The sequence below is a fragment of the Rothia sp. ZJ1223 genome (assembly GCF_016900985.1).
GTDB lineage: Bacteria > Actinomycetota > Actinomycetes > Actinomycetales > Micrococcaceae > Rothia.
Genome location: NZ_JAFEUT010000004.1, coordinates 221580 through 239364 on the forward strand (window position 1 = coordinate 221580; position 17785 = coordinate 239364).

The window sequence follows — 17785 nt, forward strand, 5'->3', positions numbered from 1 at the left end:
GCGGTCGGATGCGTCCTTACTTAATCCACACGCCCTGGCGAGCACGGTGCCCCAGGGTGAGAGCGCGTATTCCCATGTAGCCAAGGGCGTAGGAAACCCAGAGCCAGATGAAGCCGGCAACAGATGCGCTGCCCGAGAAAATCAGGTACACAGCTACCAGCATGGGCAGGTAAACCACCGCGTTGAGCAGGGAGGCAAGTGCTAGGTAGCGCACGTCTTGGGCGCCGATGAGAACACCGTCGAGAATGAAGACGTAGGACGCGAGTGGCTGCCCCACCGCAACCACCAGCATGGCGAGCGCAAAGAGGTGTTGCACCTGAGAATCAGAGGTGAAAAGCGGCGCTGAGAAGAACCCAACTAACGGGCATAACAGGGCTGTGACTAGGCCAAATCCGAGTGCCCAGCGCACCAGGCGATCCTTGAGAACGACCACTGCATCGCGCTCTGCGGGCCGGTCAAGATTGCGAGCGCCGAGTTCTTTGCCCAGCAGGGCTTGGGCAGCGATTGCGAGAGAGTCTAGAGCAAAGGCGAGGAAGTTGAAGAAGGTGAGCACCAGTTGGTATGCCGCGAGGTTTTCAGCGCCTTGGGCGGTCACCACAAACACGGTGGCAAGTAGGGCGATGCGCATTGAAAGTGTGCGCAACATCAACCAAGACCCCACGCGCAACACCCCCGCCACCCCGGTTATTCCCGGTACTGCTAAGACGTGATGGGCGCGCATGCCACGCACCACCATTGCTCCCAAGACTAGCGCCATGAGCCATTGCACCGCCGATGTTCCCAGCGCCGAACCTGCAACCCCCATACCCGCAGGGTAGACCAGTACCCAGTTCAGCCCGGCGTTGAGCACCGCGCCACCAGTGGCAACGTAGAGCGGGGTTTTGGTGTCTTGCATACCGCGCAGGACGCCCACCGCAGCAAGCACCGCGAGCATAGCTGGCAGTCCCGGCAGTGACCAGCGTAAATAGTCCACGCCAAAAGTGTGCATCTCACCGGTGCCACCCAGTGCTGTGATGAGACCCGGCGCAGTTAGCCAGAGGGCACCTGCTACCAAAACTCCCAGCATCAAGGCTGTGACCAACCCATCGCGTCCTGCCGTGTATGCCCTCTTCAAATCACCGGAACCAAACGCGCGCGCAACCGCCGGAGTGGTGGAATAGCTCAAGAAAACAGCCAAGCCAACAATGGTTTGCACCACTGTAGAACCGAGGGTTAGCCCGGCAAGCTGCGGGGTGCCCAAGTGACCGATGATGGCAGAATCAGCCATCACAAAAAGCGGCTCAGCGATGAGGGCACCAAAAGCCGGTACAGCGAGGGCGAGAATCTGGCGATTGAGGGAGGGCGTAGAGGTTTTCACTCCATCAACCCTAGCCGAGAGTGCAATAGTTCCGCTGGTTCCACGAGGGACGCTCACCGGTCAGTTTCGCCTTCGCGATGGACGAGAGCATGGCGAGCTTGCTACCGGGGGTTCCTCAGAACTGCGCTGATTCACCAACAAAACGGTTCAAACCAAGGCTCGTGGTCTCTTGCCGCCCACAAACCAAACGTTCACGCTTGCGCCACAGCAGCAAGAGCAGGCGCATCAGTAAGGGTCGCTAAACGGTAGATTATGGTCATTACTGTTTCTCATAACCGCGCAGGTCATTGAGCTTGCGGCGCTCTAACTTGGTCGGTCTGCCGGTACCGCGATCACGCCGGGGAACACCGGCGCTGAAATAAGCAGGTCGAGGTTCTGATAAGTCTTCATAACAGGTCACCGCCACCGGCGCACCCACTCGCTTGGCAAGCATCTTCTCGACCTTAAGCACCTTCTCCCAGCCCGGGTAGCGCACGCGCACCACATCGCCAATACGCAGCTTCTGCGAAGGTTTCACGTGCTCATCGTTGACGCGAACGTGCCCAGCCTTGCACTCGTCCGTGGCTAGCCCGCGCGTCTTGAAAATACGCACCGCCCACAACCAGGCGTCTACCCGAACGGGTTTCGTTTCTTCACTTGCCATGCCCACCAGCTTACCAAGCAGCTCAAACTACCTAACTCTCTTGAACCGCAGACGAAATATACAAAACCCGCTCCCTCCCGAGCGCAGCGGCGGTAAAGTGAGAGGCATGAGTTCACCTCGCACCTCCCTCGCTGACTCCTGTTCACTGCTCAACGCCGAACCCTTACCGGGCACAGCATCTACTGAGACTGTCTGGGTCTGCTTGGAGCACCCCGGTAACTGGGGCAAAGATATTCTCGATGGCACTACCTTTGGTGCCGAGCTTTCTGTTGCGCTCACCCACAAGATGAGGGACGCCGGGGCGCGCCTGCTTTTGATTCGCAAACCCGGACGCGCCGGTCAGATTGATACTCACAACTCTCGTCGAGTCTTTGTAGCAGTCACCCAGCCGGGCGCAGAAAAACTGTACGAACTCACCGTCGATTCGCCGGAGGATTTACTGCACCTGCCCCTTGATGCTCCGCACCTTCTACCCACTGTCGGGGCGCAAGAAACCGGGCAAACTCTTGCCCTTCTGTGCGCCCATTCCAAACGTGATCGTTGCTGCGCAGTGTTTGGTCGTCCCATTGCGGCGGCGCTTGATGCGGCTTTTCCCGATGAGAATATTTGGGAGTGTTCCCACACCGGAGGGCATCGGTTTGCCCCGGTCGCTATTTTTCTGCCCACCGGTTACACCTACGGCAGACTCAGCCCAGCCAGCGCACGGGCGACTTTCGAGGCTCTCCATCGCGGGGATGCCCCTGAACTCGAAGGACTGCGCGGACGCTCCTGCTACACACCTGAGGAACAGGTGGCTGACCTTGCGGTGAGGTCTTTGTTGGTTGAACAGGGTGAGTCTGCTGGCATGAACGATCTTTATGTTTCACGTGAAACACGAGAAAACAACCATAATGAGTTGATGAAGGTGAGCATCAGCCACACAAATGGTAGAAGCTGGGTAGCAACCACGGCCACCCGCACCCTGTCGGAGGTTTATGCATCCTGCGGCAAAGCCCCTAAGCCAGGAAAGAGTGTAGAGCTAGTAAGCCTGGCAGAAACGGTTTGACTTCTCCCCGTGGTTATTTACATTTCCCCGTGGTTAAAGTACGGGGAAATGTAAATAACCACGGAGACAATTTCATACCCTCCGCAAGACTTTCATTCAGTACACAAAAAATCCCCACCCGCCTTTGGCGGGTGGGGATTTTCATAAAAGCTTATTAGCTCAGGACAGTAATGTTAGCTGCCTGCATGCCGCGCTGACCCTGCTCGGGGTCGTATGCAACGGACTGACCTTCTTCGAGTGAACGGAAGCCGTTTGAGTTGATTGCTGAGAAGTGAGCGAACAGATCTTCTGATCCGTCGTCGGGCTGGATGAATCCGTAGCCTTTTTCAGCGTTAAACCATTTGACGATACCTGTAGCCATTTTTGTTATTCCTTACTGGAAATTTCCTGCGTTCAAACCTCGAACGCGAAGGTCGTGCTCTCATGTTTTCCAGTGGATGAAACGCAAAAAAATCAAAAACTACAATGCTTCTAAAATACTTACAACATCAACCGATGAGCACTTCCTTTAGCCTACACTGCTTTTCGCCAAAAAGGGCATTATGAGAGCGAGAACACCTTTAAGGGGCTTGTGCGGGGTATGGAGAAGACCCGGCGACCGCACCCTAACGGAGCGATCACCGGGCCTTTACCGGTGTTGTATGCGCTAGTCATTCCCCAATGATTAGCCAATGAGCTCCACAGCATCGTGGAACTTAAAGGTTGCAGGAGGTTATCTTTCCCCGAGGTATCCACCTGCAGCAGGTTCTGCTCGTACCGACTACCCCCATAGCGGTGCGGGTCAGAGCAACGACATTGCCGGAGCCAACAGGCTACTCCCCAGTAGCATGTGACTTCAGCGTCGCTCCTTGCTTGCGGTAACAGATTCCCCAACCTGTTACCGCATTGCTTGCCCAGTTGCACGAAGTCATCAGCACTTCACTTCGCACGTACGCGCTAGTAGAAAACAAACCAGCAGTTCCCCAGGATGAGCTACTGACACTTTCTACTCACGCATATTCCCTAATCACTGAACACACTGTCTAGCAAGGGGCGGTTTTCACGCCGTCACCCTTAAAGAGGGGTGATGACGGATTTTATGACGCGGTTTTAAAAAACTTTTTAAAAAGTTTTTAAGTTGTGCGAGACTGCGGCGCAATACCCTGGCGCAGGCGTCCGCCCAAGAGGGGAAAATCAGCGTGTGTTTGCTGTCGATGCGGGCACGCAGCCCTGTTACAGCAAACTGCCCACCCGAGTGTAGAAGCTGGGACGGTGGCGGGCACTTTGTAAGGCACGGCTTGTATGATGGAGAACATGAGCACTACTCTCCCCTTGTCTTCGCGCCTTGAGACCATTGCTGCACTGTCGCAGTGGCACGCATCTGCAACGCATGAGCGTATTGAGTTTGTTTTTTCTGTGGACGACGGGGTGCTGAATGGCCCCTTTTTCTACGGTAGCGATGGGGTGCGAACTTCTACCTTGGCGCCGTCCCTGAAGGCTTTTGCGACGATGCTTGAAAAGACCTTGGCGCAGCTGTTGGGTGAGGGTTATCTGCCGGAGTCTTACTACGTGAAAGTGGTGTCTGAGGCTGGTGCGCCGGTGAGGGTCACTGAGGTTGATTCTTCTGCCTTTGTGCAGGGTCATGCCCCGGTTATTGCCGCTGATTTTAAGGCAAAGACCGTTGAGGCGGGGCGTTTGCATCCTCCCACCCCTATTAGCGGTGAGGATGAGGACGCGAATGCTGTCGCTGAGGATTCGGCAGTACGCAATGATGCTTTGTTGATGCGTAAGCTCCTCTTACAGCGTGGGCACGGCACCGGTTATTCGATGGTTGAGTTGGACGCTGAGCAGCAGCGCCGTGGTCTTGAGTTCCCTCCGGAGCTACGCTTTTATTACGCGCTGGTGCGTGAGGGTGAGGTCGCTGAAGTTGAGGGTAAACCTGTGTTTGCCGCTGATTTGCAGGCGGGTACCGGTGAGAGCGACAACGTGGTTGATGATGCTCTGCGCGCCGGTGGATCTGAGATTCCTCCGATGCCCGCACCTGCCGAGACGGACGCTGTTCGCCCGCTGTTTACTGCCCGTGAGTGGATTGTTTTTGCCCGCAATGACGCCGGTAATCAGTTTGCTCTTGATATTGCACCGGGCCCGGCAGGACGCGCAGGTCAGGTAGTGGAGTTCACCCACGGTGAGCTGACTCCTCCGCGCCTGGTTGCCCGTTCGCTGACCGAGTTCATTAACGGTGAGCTGGTTTCTGCCCAGGCGCGCGCTGCGAGCTGGCAGGGTGCAGGAGACGTTTCAGATGTTGATGCTCAGTACGGCAATGTTGCTGTTTTCGCAGACGGTGTGACGCCGAGCGCCCAGCACCTGAAAGAGAGCACGGTCATTGAGATTCAGCAGCTTTCAATACCGTTCGATCTTGAACAGCTCACTCCGCTGACGCATCTGAAAGAGCTGCGCTTCACCCAGCATCATGACTATCAACTGGCGAATACTTCGGCAGCGAAGAATTTGAGCATTACCAGCCTGACCGCACCTCTTGGCGTGTGGACGGTATTGGTCGAGGATGACAATCTGCCTAAGCACCTGAATATAGCGCAGTTCACCACCGCTAATGCACTCACCGCTGAGCAGGGCGAGGTGGTCAATCGCGTCCTCACTCAGTTCGGCACCAAGCCACTGAGCGTCAATGAGTGGGAGACCGAAGCGAGCGCGGCAACGCCTAAAGGTGTTCCCGCTGAGGGGAAGGGCGCAGCAAGTGAGGACGCAGTTGCTGAACCTGCATCTGTTGCCCCGGCTGAGTCAGCTGAGCCGGTTGAAAGCTCGACGCAGAGGGAGCCTGAGGCACTGACCGCTGAGTCAGCTGAATCGGCTGAACCCACAGAGAGCAGCAAGGAGCAGGGCGAGGACATCGTTATTCAGACCTCCGAGCTCTCCCCCGCTACCCAGCCCACCCCGCTGATTGCCGACGATGATACTCCCCGCATTGATGTGGCTGAGGGCACCGAGGAGTGGAAGACTTCCGCTGAGATTGAGACCGATTCGCGCTTCTTGGTGGAGGCTGAGATGCCGCACACCCTGGCACCGTCTAAGGGTGATTTTGAGTCAGCGAGTTCTTTCTTTATCAGCACCGAACCGGGTTCAGTCGGTGGTGCTACCCCAGCTGTTTCTGAGGATGACGCTACCCGCGAGGCGCGCGCCTACCTAGAGCAGATTAGCGGCGTTTACGATGAGGCAGCAGAACGCGCCGAGACGACTGAGCCGCGCGAAGAGTACCGCAGCCAAGTTGAGGCTTTGGCGATGCTGCGTGATGAATCAACCCCACCAGCATCAGAATCCAAGGGTGAAATCATCATTGAAGAGCAAGAGGTCATGGAGGATGAACGCGGCAAGTCGGTCGCTGATTTTAAGCTCGATGAAGTTGCCCAGCGTCAGGAGTCTGAAGAGACCAGGTCAGGTTTTGTTGACCAGCACCGCGGCGAGCGCGGCAGCGACGAGGGCGGTTTCCGTAGTGCCCTCAAGCGCTGGTTTGGGTAGTAGGTGAGGGGTGAGGGTCGGGAAGTTTTTCCTCGGCCTTTTCCGTTACAGGTGGCGTAAGGTTTCAGTGCAGAAAGGTAGTGTGATGGCACGTAAAGATGAGTTGGGCACCAGTGAGCTAGAAATTTTTATCTGGGGTGAGGGTGAGAACCCTGAGGACGCGGGCGATGCCCAGCGCACCGAGTTTTTGGAGCAGGCGCAGGCGCTTCTTGATGAGGGTGCAAATATTGCGGTTTACTCTACGGATTCGTACCCTTCAGCTTTTGAGGATTGTGTGCCGGTTGCCGATTTGATTGAGGTTTCGGGGCGTAATGTTTTGCCGGTGATGTTGGCAGACGGTCTGGTGAAGGTGTCGTACATGTACCCCACCGTTGAGCAGATGCGCCGTTTCTCGCGTAGCAACGAGGTGAAGCAGAAGAAGGTTTCTGCGGCGGCAGCTGCCTGTGGCACCGGTGGCGCAGATGACCCCGCTACAGCTCCTGCCCTTGATCCTGCTGGTTTCGCGGCAACGCTGGCGGGTATTGCTGAGAAGCCCGTGGGCGGCCCGGAGATCGGTAATCGCGTGAACCTGATGGGTGGCGACTTCGGCGACGGTATTCCCACCCAGGGTTCGGTGGCGGTGAAGGGGGGCGGCGCGTCCTTATCTATCACCCAGGCGATGATGCAGCCTGCCGCGCAGAACACCGGTGGCTGTGGTTGCGGCGGTTGTGGCTGCGGCTCGTAACCCCAACCGTTCTGAACTTCTCTGAAAGTGGGCAATTGTTGTTCATCTGGTGTCTACCAGCGAACAGCAATTGCCCATTCTCTATGTTCACGCCCCGTGCCCTGAAGCGATAAGGCTTTGTGTAGGCTAGTTCAGTTCTGACTGCCCACCATTTTCGACCAGGATGCGCTGGTCTGCGCGACCTTCACCGCTGAGCAACGCCTTTTTCACGACGCCACCATTGACGTGGTACGAAACGACATCTTGACCGCGGGTTCGATATTACCGCGCATCTCAAGAGTGCCGATTTCGCCACCATCTGAGGCAACTCTTGAGCGCTACGGTTACCCCGCGTGTAGCGCACCAGGTAACGAAATTATGAGCAGAGTACAAGCTCGCACCCGCAGATTCACCGCCTGGAACTTTAGCCGAAAAATCAGAATGCCTACGTACCCAAAGAAGAATAACCGGACGCTGCACCCCCGGCACCCACCCGCACTTCCCCCTTTTTTGTGCAGGGAACTCGAACACGGATGTAGTTCAAAAGGTAGCTCCCGCAGAGCCGGGAAGTTCATCGAAGAATAGAAGATGCCTTACACGCGAAATATGCCCTGCCCGCACGGGGTACACCATCGCAATAGGCACCTCGTGCGCACAGAGTACATGTTCACATAATCTTTTCTGGTTCGAGCGCTAGGCGGCTTTAACCGGCACCCACACCTGCATCTGGTAGTCATCGGCGGTGGGGTCGCCGGGACCGTAGGCTTCAAAAACCGGGCCGTTGGGGGTGAAACCGGAGGTCGGCAGGTACTTTCCCATCAGCAAATCCACGCCTGCCATGATGCTCATCGGAATGGAACCCTCAACATTCGTCACCGCGAACTCACCGGCAGGAACAACAATCGCGTTCAAACCGAGCTTCGCCGCGACGTCCTTATCTTCAACCAAAATACCAGCCATGTAATCGAACTGATTCTTCTGGTTCATACCCAGAATGACACCGAAAAGGCGCACACCCTCCATGGTTACGCCGCGCTCTTCAGCGTGCTTGGTTAGCTTCTGCCACAGGGCACCCATGCCCGCATCAGCGCCCTGGCTCACCAGCTCGCGAAAACCAGCCAGCACAAACTCGTCCTTGTGTTCAACGTGAGCACCAATCATGGGCAGCTCCTTTTATAAAAGTGGGTAGAAGTTTTCTCTTTCCCAGTCTAGTTGATGCCACCCCAACCACCGAGATCCTGATTTGTTGCCGAGATCCTGTTTTAAATCAGGATTTGGGCGATAAATCAGGATCTCGGCGAACCGCTGACTAGCTGGTAACCATCGCGCGCAGGGTACGAATCATCACTGAGAGCACTGCCAGACGGGGGCGCTCACCCTCAGCAATAGCACCGCCACGCAGCTCATCAAACATATCGTCCACACGTCCGGTACGGACGGGGTTGATGCGAACCCAATCGCGCAACAACTCGGCTGTTTCTTGGGGGGTGTCCATGGACGCGTCCAGACCTTGCTCACGTGCCACCTTCAACGCCACGGCGGCAGCGATCTCGTAAAGGTCATCACGCAGCGCCGAGCGAGCCAGGGTCTCCCAGCGGTCGGTACGCGGCAGATGCGAGACGAAGGTGAGCATGTCATTGATGTAGAAGCGGTCGTAAACTGAGAAGTAGAGGTGGGCTACCTGGTCGGCGTCCAGCTCATTTGCTTCTGCAATACGCAGTACATCCATCAGCGCAAAGGACTCAAAGGCGCGGATCCAGTAAACAGTAAGCTCTTCTGACAGCCCCCACTCTTGCGCCTGCTCACGTTTGGCGCGGACGCGCGCACGAGTGTCTTCGGAAAGATAGTCGGGCAGGTTCTCGCGCAGGGTCTTGATGTGCGAGAAGCGCTCAATCATATCTGCAATGGGGTGCCCCACCACCACAGAACGCTCGGCAATAAACCAGCGCACCAGGCGGTCGAGAATACGCTGCCAGTCGCGAATTACTGACTGCCAGGCTTCTAGAGGAGTGTCGGCAGGCAGGGCGCGGTGCAGGGCTGCCTCATCCGCAAGACCGAATGTTTCACGTGAAACCATGAAGGCGCGGGCAACTACATCCACCGGCGCACCGGTTTCTTCGATGACGCGGTAAACGTGCGTAATGCCGCCAATATTCACAATCTCGTTTGCCACCTGAGTGCAGATAATCTCACGGCGCAGCGGATGCGTTTCAAGTGCGTCCCCGAAACGCTCCACCAGAGCGGGCGGGAAGTAGCTACGTAGCACGCCGCCCAACCAGGGGTCATCAGCAAAGTTGGTCTGCTGCAACTGGTGAGTCAGGTGAATCTTCACGTAAGCAGCCAGCACCGACAGCTCTGGGGCGGTGAGGGTAATACCGGTTGCTTCGTAGCGCTCGCGGATCTTCTGGTCACCGGGAATGAACTCCACCTCACGGTTGAGACCGGCTTCTTGCTCCAGATAACCGATGAGACGAATGTAGGCTTCAACACCGGGAATCACGCCGTGACGCTCAGCTTGCAAGAGTACGTTCTGCTCGACGTTGGTTTGCAGCACCTGCGCACCGACATCTTCACGGTGGGATTCAATGAAGGACGCGCGCTCGTTAGCCGAGAGGCGACCGGCGGTCACCAGGCGGTCCACCAGAATCTTGATATTCACCTCGCGGTCAGAGGTTTCCACACCCGCGGAATTATCGATGGCGTCGGTATTGATAAGCACGCCAGCCTCAGCGGCTTCAATGCGACCCAGCTGGGTGAAACCGAGGTTACCACCCTCACCGACAATCTTGGCGCGAATTTCACCGCCGTTAATACGCAGAGCATCGTTGGCTTTATCGCCCACCTCAGCATGGGTTTCCGATGCAGCTTTCACATAGGTGCCAATTCCGCCGTTGTAGACCAGATCAACCGGCGCTCGCAGGATCGCTGAGACTAGCTCTGCAGGAGCCAGTTTTTCCACGCTTGAGGAAATACCCAACGCCTCGCGCACCTCGGGGGTGATATCGATCGACTTAGCGCCACGCGAGTAGACGCCACCACCTGCCGAAATCAGCTCACGATTGTAGTCTTGCCAGGACGAACGGGGGGTCTCATACAGACGCACGCGCTCCTCAAAGGAGGTCGCCGCGTCAGGGTTGGGGTCGAGGAAAATATCGCGGTGGTCAAAGGCGGCAACCAGGCGGGTGGTGCGTGAGCGCATCATGCCGTTACCGAAGACATCACCACTCATATCACCAATTCCCACTGCGATGAATTCTTCCTCTTGGCAGTTAATTCCCAGCTCGGAGAAATGACGCTTGACCGACTCCCAGGCACCACGGGCAGTAATGCCCATCGCCTTGTGGTCATAGCCCACCGACCCGCCGGAAGCAAAGGCGTCCCCCAGCCAGAAACCGTATTCCTCGCTAATGGAATTAGCTGTATCAGAGAATGCCGCAGTGCCTTTGTCGGCTGCAACAACCAGGTAGTAGTCATCACCATCGCGGGCAATAACGCGCGGGTTGTGCACAACGGTTTCAGTACCGTCACCTGCAACCTCTAGGTTGTCGGTGACATCCAGTAATGAGCGGATGAAAATCTTGTAGGACTCTCGCCCCTCAGTGATCCAAGCATCACGATCGACAGCAGGATTAGGTAGCTGCTTGGGGTAGAAACCACCCTTCGCGCCGGTAGGAATAATGACGGAGTTCTTCACCATCTGAGCTTTAACCAGACCCAGAACCTCGGTGCGGAAGTCCTCTCGGCGGTCAGACCAGCGCAAGCCACCGCGGGCTACCGGACCAAAACGAAGATGCACGCCCTCCACGCGCGGGGAATAAACGAAAATTTCGAACTTGGGGCGGGGCAGAGGTGCGAAATCAATCGCCTCAGGATCAATCTTAATAGCCCGTGAGTAGCTGCCCACATACGCATTGGTACGCAAGGTCGCTGCCATGACCGTACCCAAGGAGCGCAAGAAACGGTCAGCATCAAGAGTGGGTACCTCACCCAGCGTTGCCTCAAAATCAGCCCAGAGGGCAGTGCGTCCGTCTTCTCGCTCCTGCTCAGACAGACCCAAATCGGGGTCAAAGCTGACCGCAAAGTAACGCACCAGGACACCGGTGACCTGCGGGAAAGCAAGCAGAGTATCAGCCATAAACTGGGGAGTGAAACCGCGTCCCAGCTGAATCAGGTAGTGAGTGTAGGCGCGCAAAATCGCTACCTGCTGCCACGACAGCTGCTCGGCAAGCAACAGGCGATCCAGTGAATCAGACTCACGCAGCCCCTTCAAAAAGGCATTCAGGGAGTCCTCGTAAAGATCCTGCACTGCCTGCGCTTCAACACCCTCAGGCAGCTGCACACCAAAGTCATAGAGCAAGAAGTTACGACCATCAGCCGGAGTAATCTCATAGGGCTTCTGATCCAACACCGTCAGACCCATATTCTGCATGACCGGCAGTAACTCGGTTAGAGTGTGCGCCTTCGAAAGATAAGTCTTCAAACGAGTCACACCGTTATGTTCCACCAAACGCACAGCGGCAGGACGCCCGGCATCAGCATCCAGCGACTCGAAAATTGCAACGTCCTCTACCGCATCCGCAACCTCATAGTCAGCACGGTAGGTCATCGGCACAGCCTCAGCCCACGCAGCCGCCAAAGCGCGTCCGCCCTCTTCAAGCGCCGCACCCGCAGCCTCACCCCACGAACGAACCGTCTGCTGTAGACGCTTCTCGATTGCCTGAACATCCAATTGCGGCACCGTATTGGGGTCAGTCAAACGCAAACGGAAATACAAGCGCGCCAGCGACGAGGTCGAGAGGCGAACCTCAAAATCAATATTGAGCAGGTCAAACTCGCTACGGAACACCTCTTCGATACGCTGACGCACCGCGGTGTTATAACGGTCGCGAGGCAAGAACACCACAGCAGACACAAAACGACCAAAAGCATCAGGACGCAGGAACAAGCGGGTAGTGCGACGCTCCTCAAGACCCATGATGCCGCGGAACATCTCCGTCAAAGACTCCACGTTCGAGTGCAAAAGCTCCAAACGCGGGAAATCCTCAATGATACCCGAAAGAGTCTTATCAGAATGCGAACCGGGGTGGAAGCCCAAGCGACGACGCACAATCGCCACACGCTCACGCACCAGCGGAGTCTCAGCAGCCGGCAGCGCATACGCCTGCATCGAGAACAAACCAAGAATCACATACTCGCCAACAACCTTGCCCGAAGAATCAAAATCGCGCACGCCAATGTAATCAAGGTAATCATGACGATGCACCGTTGAACGCGAATTAGCTTTCGTAATATACAGCGGATGCGGGGTCTTCACGTTATTCAGCGCCGTACCCGTCAGCTCAATACGGCGAGCAGGGGCGTCCGCGTCATACCGCAAAATACCCAAAGCAGAACCGGGGCGATCCTCCAACACCACAGCAGAGGAATCACCCGAAAGATCACGCGCCTTCACGCCCAGTAACAAGAAGTTACCGCGCGTCAGCCACCGCAAGAATTCCTGCACCGGGGCAACACGAGACGCCGGGTCATCCTCAGAATTCACAAAACCCGAATAATGTTCAGGACCACCCAGGGTAATATCTTGCAGCTCCCCCATCGAATCAGCGATAGCAAGGACGCGCTCCACCATCTGCGCGCGGTCAGCAGCAGCAACCTTCACATCATCAAGAATCTCAGCAATCTCAGCAATCAGGCGGGCACGGTCTTCACCCTCAACCAAAGAAGTAAGACGAACAGCAATCCACGACTCAACAAACGTGCGTCCTGACTCGTCAGACACCTTCAAACTCGGCAGCGAGACCGTATCACCGGACGCCACCGGCTGAGCCAAACCCGTGCCCTTAAGATCAACCAAATTACCCGCATCATCACGCTGAACAATGAAGGTCGGGTGAATCAGGGTGGCAATACCCCCATACTTCGCCGCAATTTGTGCCGTCACGGAGCTCACCAAAAAGCTCATGTCATCCGTTGCCAGCAACACCGTAGAAGCACCAGCAACATCAATAACATCAACTACCGCCTGGCCGCGCTCACGCCTACCCGCCAGCTTGCGGTGCGCCACCGCCATCTGCTCAATATCAGCTGCCGAAAACATCGACAACTCATCCTCAGTGGAATGGAGAATATACTGATTCACCCACTCCAACTCGTCTGACCACTTGTTCTCAACGCCATTGTGTTCGACCAACGTCATGCCTTTCATAGTGCAAGCCACGTCTTTGTGTACCCGCCATAGATTCAATTGCAAATCCTTTTAAGTCTAGCCCGCGGCTATCTAATCAGCCACTCATTCACCTGAGCGAAAACACCCACCGTCTTACACCGTAAAAACAGTTACTAACCACCCGGCAAAGACCACTAAGATAAAGCCCTATGAGCCTGAGAAACGAGTCGTACCTAGTGGGTCTCATCGGCGATGGCATCACAGCCTCACTCACCCCACCCATGCACGAAGCAGAAGCCACCCACCACGGACTGCACTACCTCTACCGCCCCATAGATCTACACGCCCTAGAACTTCACGGCGACTCCCTCCCAGCGCTGCTTGATGCCGCCCACCTCCTAGGCTTCAACGCCTTCAACATCACCCACCCCTGCAAACAGAGCGTGCTCGATTACCTCGACACCATCTCCCCCGAAGCCGTAGCCCTCGGCGCCGTCAACACTGTTCTGATAAATACAGACGGCACCCGCCACGGCGAAAACACCGACTACTCCGGCTTTCTCACCGGCATGAAATGGGGGCTACCCAAAGTCACCGCAGCCTCAGGACACCTACACACCGTTGTGCAGCTAGGCTCCGGCGGTGCCGGCTCAGCAACCGCCTACGCCCTTCTGAAAGCAGGGGTGCGCGTCCTACATCTGGTAGACCCCGACGCCGCTAAAGCCACCGAAAAAGCCCTCGACCTTCAGGCACTTTTTCCGCAGGCGCAGGTCATCGCCACCGCCCCACAACAACTCGCCAACGTCCTACCCCAAGCGCAGGGCCTCGTTAATGCCTCACCCATTGGCATGCACGTACACCCCGGTGCGCCCCTCGACCTTTCTCTCCTGCACGCAAATCTGTGGGTTGCCGACGTCATCTACCTCCCCCAAGAAACCCCGCTCATTGTTGCCGCCCGCCAGCTAGGGTGCCACGTTCTGCCCGGCGGCTACATGGCGGTAGGTCAAGCAGTGGACGCGCTCGCCCTGATCGCCGACATCACCCCCAACGCGCACCGCATGAGGGAACACTTCGCAACCCTGGTTGGATCTCCCATCGAGAATGCAATTTAAGGCATATTTTCACCCAAAACATGTCTTAAATTGCATTCTGAGCAGGGTAGTAAAATATAACAATCCATTTTTCTTTCTCAGGAGGCTCCTTCGTGGCACAAGATACCGGCATTAAAGAGGTCAGTTACGCGCTGGCGCGCGAGTTCGGGTGGGAGCTTGAATACAACGGCGGGTTAGAACTCGACGGTGAGTTTCTTGATGATGCTGACCTTTCGCGCACCTTTAGAGTGGGCGGACGAGCGCACCGCTACGTGCTGAACCTCAGCTTCGATGACACCACCGCCTACGGCTACACCCTATTAGAAGAGCCAGAGAGCCCAAACCCTGTTCCGGCTGCATTTGGCGGGGAGCTGTTCTTGCCCGCGTCCGGTACAACTATCGCCGAAAAATACTATTTCACCTCACCCGAAGACATGGTGGCAGAAGCCAGAACTGCGCTAACAGCCCTGCTCAAAAAGGTCAGCTAACCTACGCTCCAAGAATCTTTAAACAAAAATCCCGCGGAACTCAGACGAGCCCCACGGGATTCATGTATCTAGGAATAAAATTCCTTAGACGTTCTGAACCTTGTTGCCAAAGCGTGAACCAGCAACGCCAGCGCCGGTGGTTACGATAGCAGCAATCACAAGACCAGCGAAGAGGTACAGGGAGTACTTCGCGGTGTTGTTCATTGCGTCGTTAGCAACAACTACGCCGCGGTCGAATGCTTCCTGAGCACCTGACTGCAGGTTGTTGAGCTGCTTTTCAGCGTTCTTCTGAGCATCTTCGTAGGCTGAAACAATGTTGTCAGCTACCTGGCTCACTTCGCGCTGTGACATGTCAGTGTTAGCAGCGATTTCGCGTTCCAGGGTGGGGCGGTCAATGTTTTTGGTCACCGATGCTACGCGCTCTTCGATGTTGCCCTTAACATCTTCAGCTACAGCGCCTGCGTCTTCACCGTCAACAACGATGCGCTTGCCTGCATCCTGGACGTCCTTGATGGTTGCGTCAAGCTGTGACTGCAGGTAGTCGGGGTGCAACTGCTCAATTTTGCTGTTTTCCAGAGCGGTGATGACTTCACGGTCAATGCCGGTGGTGTCGAGTTCAACCTGCTCAGCGACGAGGTTGAATACGTCGCCGGTTGCGTTGGTGGCGGTTGAAACAACGTCGCCTGCTGCGCGACCTGCAGTGCCGAGCATGTTACCGACAGCACCGAAAGCTGATGATACAGCTGAGGTAGCTAGGATAACAATTGCGATAACGCCGGTTGCCCAGGTCAAGAAGCCGTGGATGAAACCCGCGCGGTTAGCGGTCAAACCAGCGATGAAGCCAGCGAGGCCCAGTGAAAGAATCAGTGAGAAGATAGTCCACACTGCGAGACCGGTACCTACGCCAGCAGTGGGGTCTGCTGCGGTTAGGTCAGTACCGCCCAAACCAATTGCTGCACCTACGAGGGTGAACAGCAATGAGAGTGAGATGAAGGTGACGAGGCCAGCAAAAACGCTGCGCCATGAAATGTTGTTGCCCGCTTCGGTAGCAAGACCCTCGGTGAGGGTTGCACGCAAGGAGCGGCCAGCTGCCGGCTGGGCAGTCTTCTGAACTTTGCTCATCGTTTTTCTTTCTTGAGAGTGACGAAAGGTCATATGGTGACCTTTCTATTTTTTAGTCTTGTTGCTCTCAACGCTTTATATCCCGTGTCAAAAGTTTCATTTTTAACAAGGGGAGTTCACCAAAAAGCCCTAGAACCTGTGAATAAATTACTGAATCTAGGGCAGATGATGCGTCTAAAACATAAGATTTATAGGCTTTCGCCAGGTACGCACGGTTGTTACCGTTGCGTAACGTCAGGAGCTATTTTAGTCTATTTAGCTCCTTAAACGAAGACTTGACCGGGTACTGAGCAAGTGTTGTACACGACTCTGTGGGGATAATCGGACGTTTTAGCGGTCGATGTCTTCGAGCGGCAGGTGGGCGGTTTCACGCTGCATGCTAGCAACGATAGCCACCAGAACTGCCACGGCAACAGTGAAGATGGAAGGCCCCACCCAGCCGGTCAGATCGGCACCGGCGAGCGCGGTAGCGGCAACGGGTGCTAGCCCACCTGAAAGGGCAAAACCGATTTGGGTGCCCAGTGCCAGACCAGTGACGCGGACGCGGGTGGGGAACATTTCTGCGTAGAAGCTGGGCCAGATGCCGTTTGCCATGGAGTAGAAGCCGCCGTGCATGAGCACACCGATCACGAAGATACCGAGGATATTGGTTTCGTGAATCATGTAGAGGTAGGGGAACATGAGCGCCCCGGCAACTAGTGCGCCGCCAATGAAGACGGGCTTGCGTCCAACCTTATCTGAGAGGCGAGCGAGGAGCGGAATGGCGAGCAGACCCAGCGCATTGGACGCAACGGGAACCCACAGCATGGTGCCGCGTTCAATGCCGATGCCTTTGGTGGCGTAGGAGAGGGCGAAGGTTGTGAAGATCATATTGACGGTGTTAACTAGGGCGCACATTGCAACGGCGAGTACTGCGCGTTTGTGGTTGCGGAAGACTTCGCCCAAGGGAGCTGAGTGCGGACGCACGGTGATTGTCTGGGTGAAGGCGGGTGGCTCTTCGAGGGTGCGGCGAATCAGCCAGGCGGCGAGAACCACGAAGGCGGAGAGCCAGAAGGGTACGCGCCAGCCCCATGAAATCAGCTGTTCTTCGGGTAGCGCGGCGAAGGGAATGAAGACGGCAGTTGCCAGTAGTGAGCCGAATTGGGTGCCCTGCAGCGTCCAGCTGGTGGTGAAGGCGCGGGATTTGTCATGGGCGTGTTCCAGCGACATGGAAATGGCAGATGCCTGTTCTCCCGATGCTGAGAGACCCTGCAGGACGCGGCAGAGCACCAGAAGAACTGGGCCGAGCATACCAGCCTGTTCGTAGGTGGGCAGGCATCCGATGGCGAAGGTGGCTCCGCCCATCAGGAAGAGGGTTAGCATCAGTACAAATTTGCGCCCGAATTTATCGCCCAGCGGGCCCATGAGCATCGCGCCAAAGGGACGCACCACGTAGGCAACACCCAGAGTCATCATCGCTTTGAGAGTGCCCAAAGCCGCCGAATCGTCGGGGAAGAAAATCTGGTTGAGAACCAGCGCAGCCGCTGTACCAAAAACCGCGAAATCGTAATATTCAAGGGCAGAACCGATCCATGAGGCGAATGCTGCCTTACGCGGATTTTTGGCGATTGCGCCTGCTGTAGGTGCCACAGTTTTCCTTCACCCATAAGCCCCGCAC

General features: G+C 56.2%; 12 protein-coding genes. 5 read left to right on the top strand and 7 right to left on the bottom strand.

Annotated features, from left to right (window positions below; genetic code table 11):
- Positions 1–16 precede the first annotated feature (16 nt).
- Positions 17–1357: an MATE family efflux transporter gene (locus tag JTP09_RS06900; RefSeq protein ID WP_370592528.1), complete on the bottom strand. Its 1341-nt coding sequence runs from the start codon at positions 1355–1357 to the stop codon at positions 17–19.
- A 259-nt stretch (positions 1358–1616) separates the two neighbouring features.
- Positions 1617–2000 (bottom strand): RNA-binding S4 domain-containing protein, encoded by a 384-nt coding sequence (locus JTP09_RS06905; protein WP_204877715.1) that lies wholly within the window; start codon positions 1998–2000, stop codon positions 1617–1619.
- A gap of 106 nt (positions 2001–2106) precedes the next feature.
- Between JTP09_RS06905 and JTP09_RS06910 the strand changes: the two genes are divergently transcribed.
- Positions 2107–3045 (top strand): sucrase ferredoxin, encoded by a 939-nt coding sequence (locus JTP09_RS06910; RefSeq protein ID WP_204877716.1) that lies wholly within the window; start codon positions 2107–2109, stop codon positions 3043–3045.
- Positions 3046–3199: 154 nt separating this feature from the next.
- Here the strand turns inward: JTP09_RS06910 and JTP09_RS06915 are convergent, their stop codons facing one another.
- Positions 3200–3406 carry a cold-shock protein gene (locus tag JTP09_RS06915; RefSeq protein WP_204877717.1) on the bottom strand — a complete coding sequence of 69 codons (207 nt, stop codon included), beginning with the start codon at positions 3404–3406 and terminating at the stop codon, positions 3200–3202.
- Between the two features lie 932 nt (positions 3407–4338).
- Between JTP09_RS06915 and JTP09_RS06920 the strand changes: the two genes are divergently transcribed.
- Positions 4339–6558, top strand: coding sequence for an SMI1/KNR4 family protein (locus tag JTP09_RS06920; protein ID WP_204877718.1), 2220 nt, complete (start codon positions 4339–4341; stop codon positions 6556–6558).
- A gap of 85 nt (positions 6559–6643) precedes the next feature.
- Positions 6644–7282, top strand: coding sequence for an arsenic metallochaperone ArsD family protein (locus tag JTP09_RS06925; protein ID WP_204877719.1), 639 nt, complete (start codon positions 6644–6646; stop codon positions 7280–7282).
- Between the two features lie 672 nt (positions 7283–7954).
- Here JTP09_RS06925 and JTP09_RS06930 read toward each other — a convergent pair.
- Both JTP09_RS06930 and JTP09_RS06935 read right to left on the bottom strand, forming a co-directional pair.
- On the bottom strand, positions 7955–8422 hold the full coding sequence (locus tag JTP09_RS06930; protein WP_204877720.1) for a GyrI-like domain-containing protein: 468 nt from the start codon (positions 8420–8422) through the stop codon (positions 7955–7957).
- Between the two features lie 148 nt (positions 8423–8570).
- Positions 8571–13457, bottom strand: coding sequence for an NAD-glutamate dehydrogenase (locus JTP09_RS06935; RefSeq protein WP_204877831.1), 4887 nt, complete (start codon positions 13455–13457; stop codon positions 8571–8573).
- A 179-nt stretch (positions 13458–13636) separates the two neighbouring features.
- Between JTP09_RS06935 and JTP09_RS06940 the strand changes: the two genes are divergently transcribed.
- The gene (locus JTP09_RS06940; protein WP_204877721.1) at positions 13637–14539 is read left to right on the top strand and encodes a shikimate dehydrogenase; all 903 of its coding nucleotides are present in this window, start codon (positions 13637–13639) and stop codon (positions 14537–14539) included.
- A gap of 92 nt (positions 14540–14631) precedes the next feature.
- Positions 14632–15006: a hypothetical protein gene (locus JTP09_RS06945; RefSeq protein WP_204877722.1), complete on the top strand. Its 375-nt coding sequence runs from the start codon at positions 14632–14634 to the stop codon at positions 15004–15006.
- Positions 15007–15090: 84 nt separating this feature from the next.
- Here JTP09_RS06945 and JTP09_RS06950 read toward each other — a convergent pair whose 3' ends face one another.
- Positions 15091–16128, bottom strand: a complete 1038-nt coding sequence (locus JTP09_RS06950) for a YrzE family protein (RefSeq protein ID WP_204877723.1) — start codon at positions 16126–16128, stop codon at positions 15091–15093.
- A 330-nt stretch (positions 16129–16458) separates the two neighbouring features.
- Positions 16459–17757, bottom strand: a complete 1299-nt coding sequence (locus JTP09_RS06955; protein WP_204877724.1) for an MFS transporter — start codon at positions 17755–17757, stop codon at positions 16459–16461.
- Positions 17758–17785: the final 28 nt, after the last annotated feature.

Coding starts and splice junctions, on each gene's coding strand:
- JTP09_RS06905 (WP_204877715.1), bottom strand. CDS start 2,000: ATGGCAAGTGAAGAAACGAAACCCGTTCGGGTAGACGCCTGGTTGTGG.
- JTP09_RS06910 (WP_204877716.1), top strand. CDS start 2,107: ATGAGTTCACCTCGCACCTCCCTCGCTGACTCCTGTTCACTGCTCAAC.
- JTP09_RS06915 (WP_204877717.1), bottom strand. CDS start 3,406: ATGGCTACAGGTATCGTCAAATGGTTTAACGCTGAAAAAGGCTACGGA.
- JTP09_RS06920 (WP_204877718.1), top strand. CDS start 4,339: ATGAGCACTACTCTCCCCTTGTCTTCGCGCCTTGAGACCATTGCTGCA.
- JTP09_RS06925 (WP_204877719.1), top strand. CDS start 6,644: ATGGCACGTAAAGATGAGTTGGGCACCAGTGAGCTAGAAATTTTTATC.
- JTP09_RS06930 (WP_204877720.1), bottom strand. CDS start 8,422: ATGATTGGTGCTCACGTTGAACACAAGGACGAGTTTGTGCTGGCTGGT.
- JTP09_RS06935 (WP_204877831.1), bottom strand. CDS start 13,457: ATGACGTTGGTCGAACACAATGGCGTTGAGAACAAGTGGTCAGACGAG.
- JTP09_RS06940 (WP_204877721.1), top strand. CDS start 13,637: ATGAGCCTGAGAAACGAGTCGTACCTAGTGGGTCTCATCGGCGATGGC.
- JTP09_RS06950 (WP_204877723.1), bottom strand. CDS start 16,128: ATGAGCAAAGTTCAGAAGACTGCCCAGCCGGCAGCTGGCCGCTCCTTG.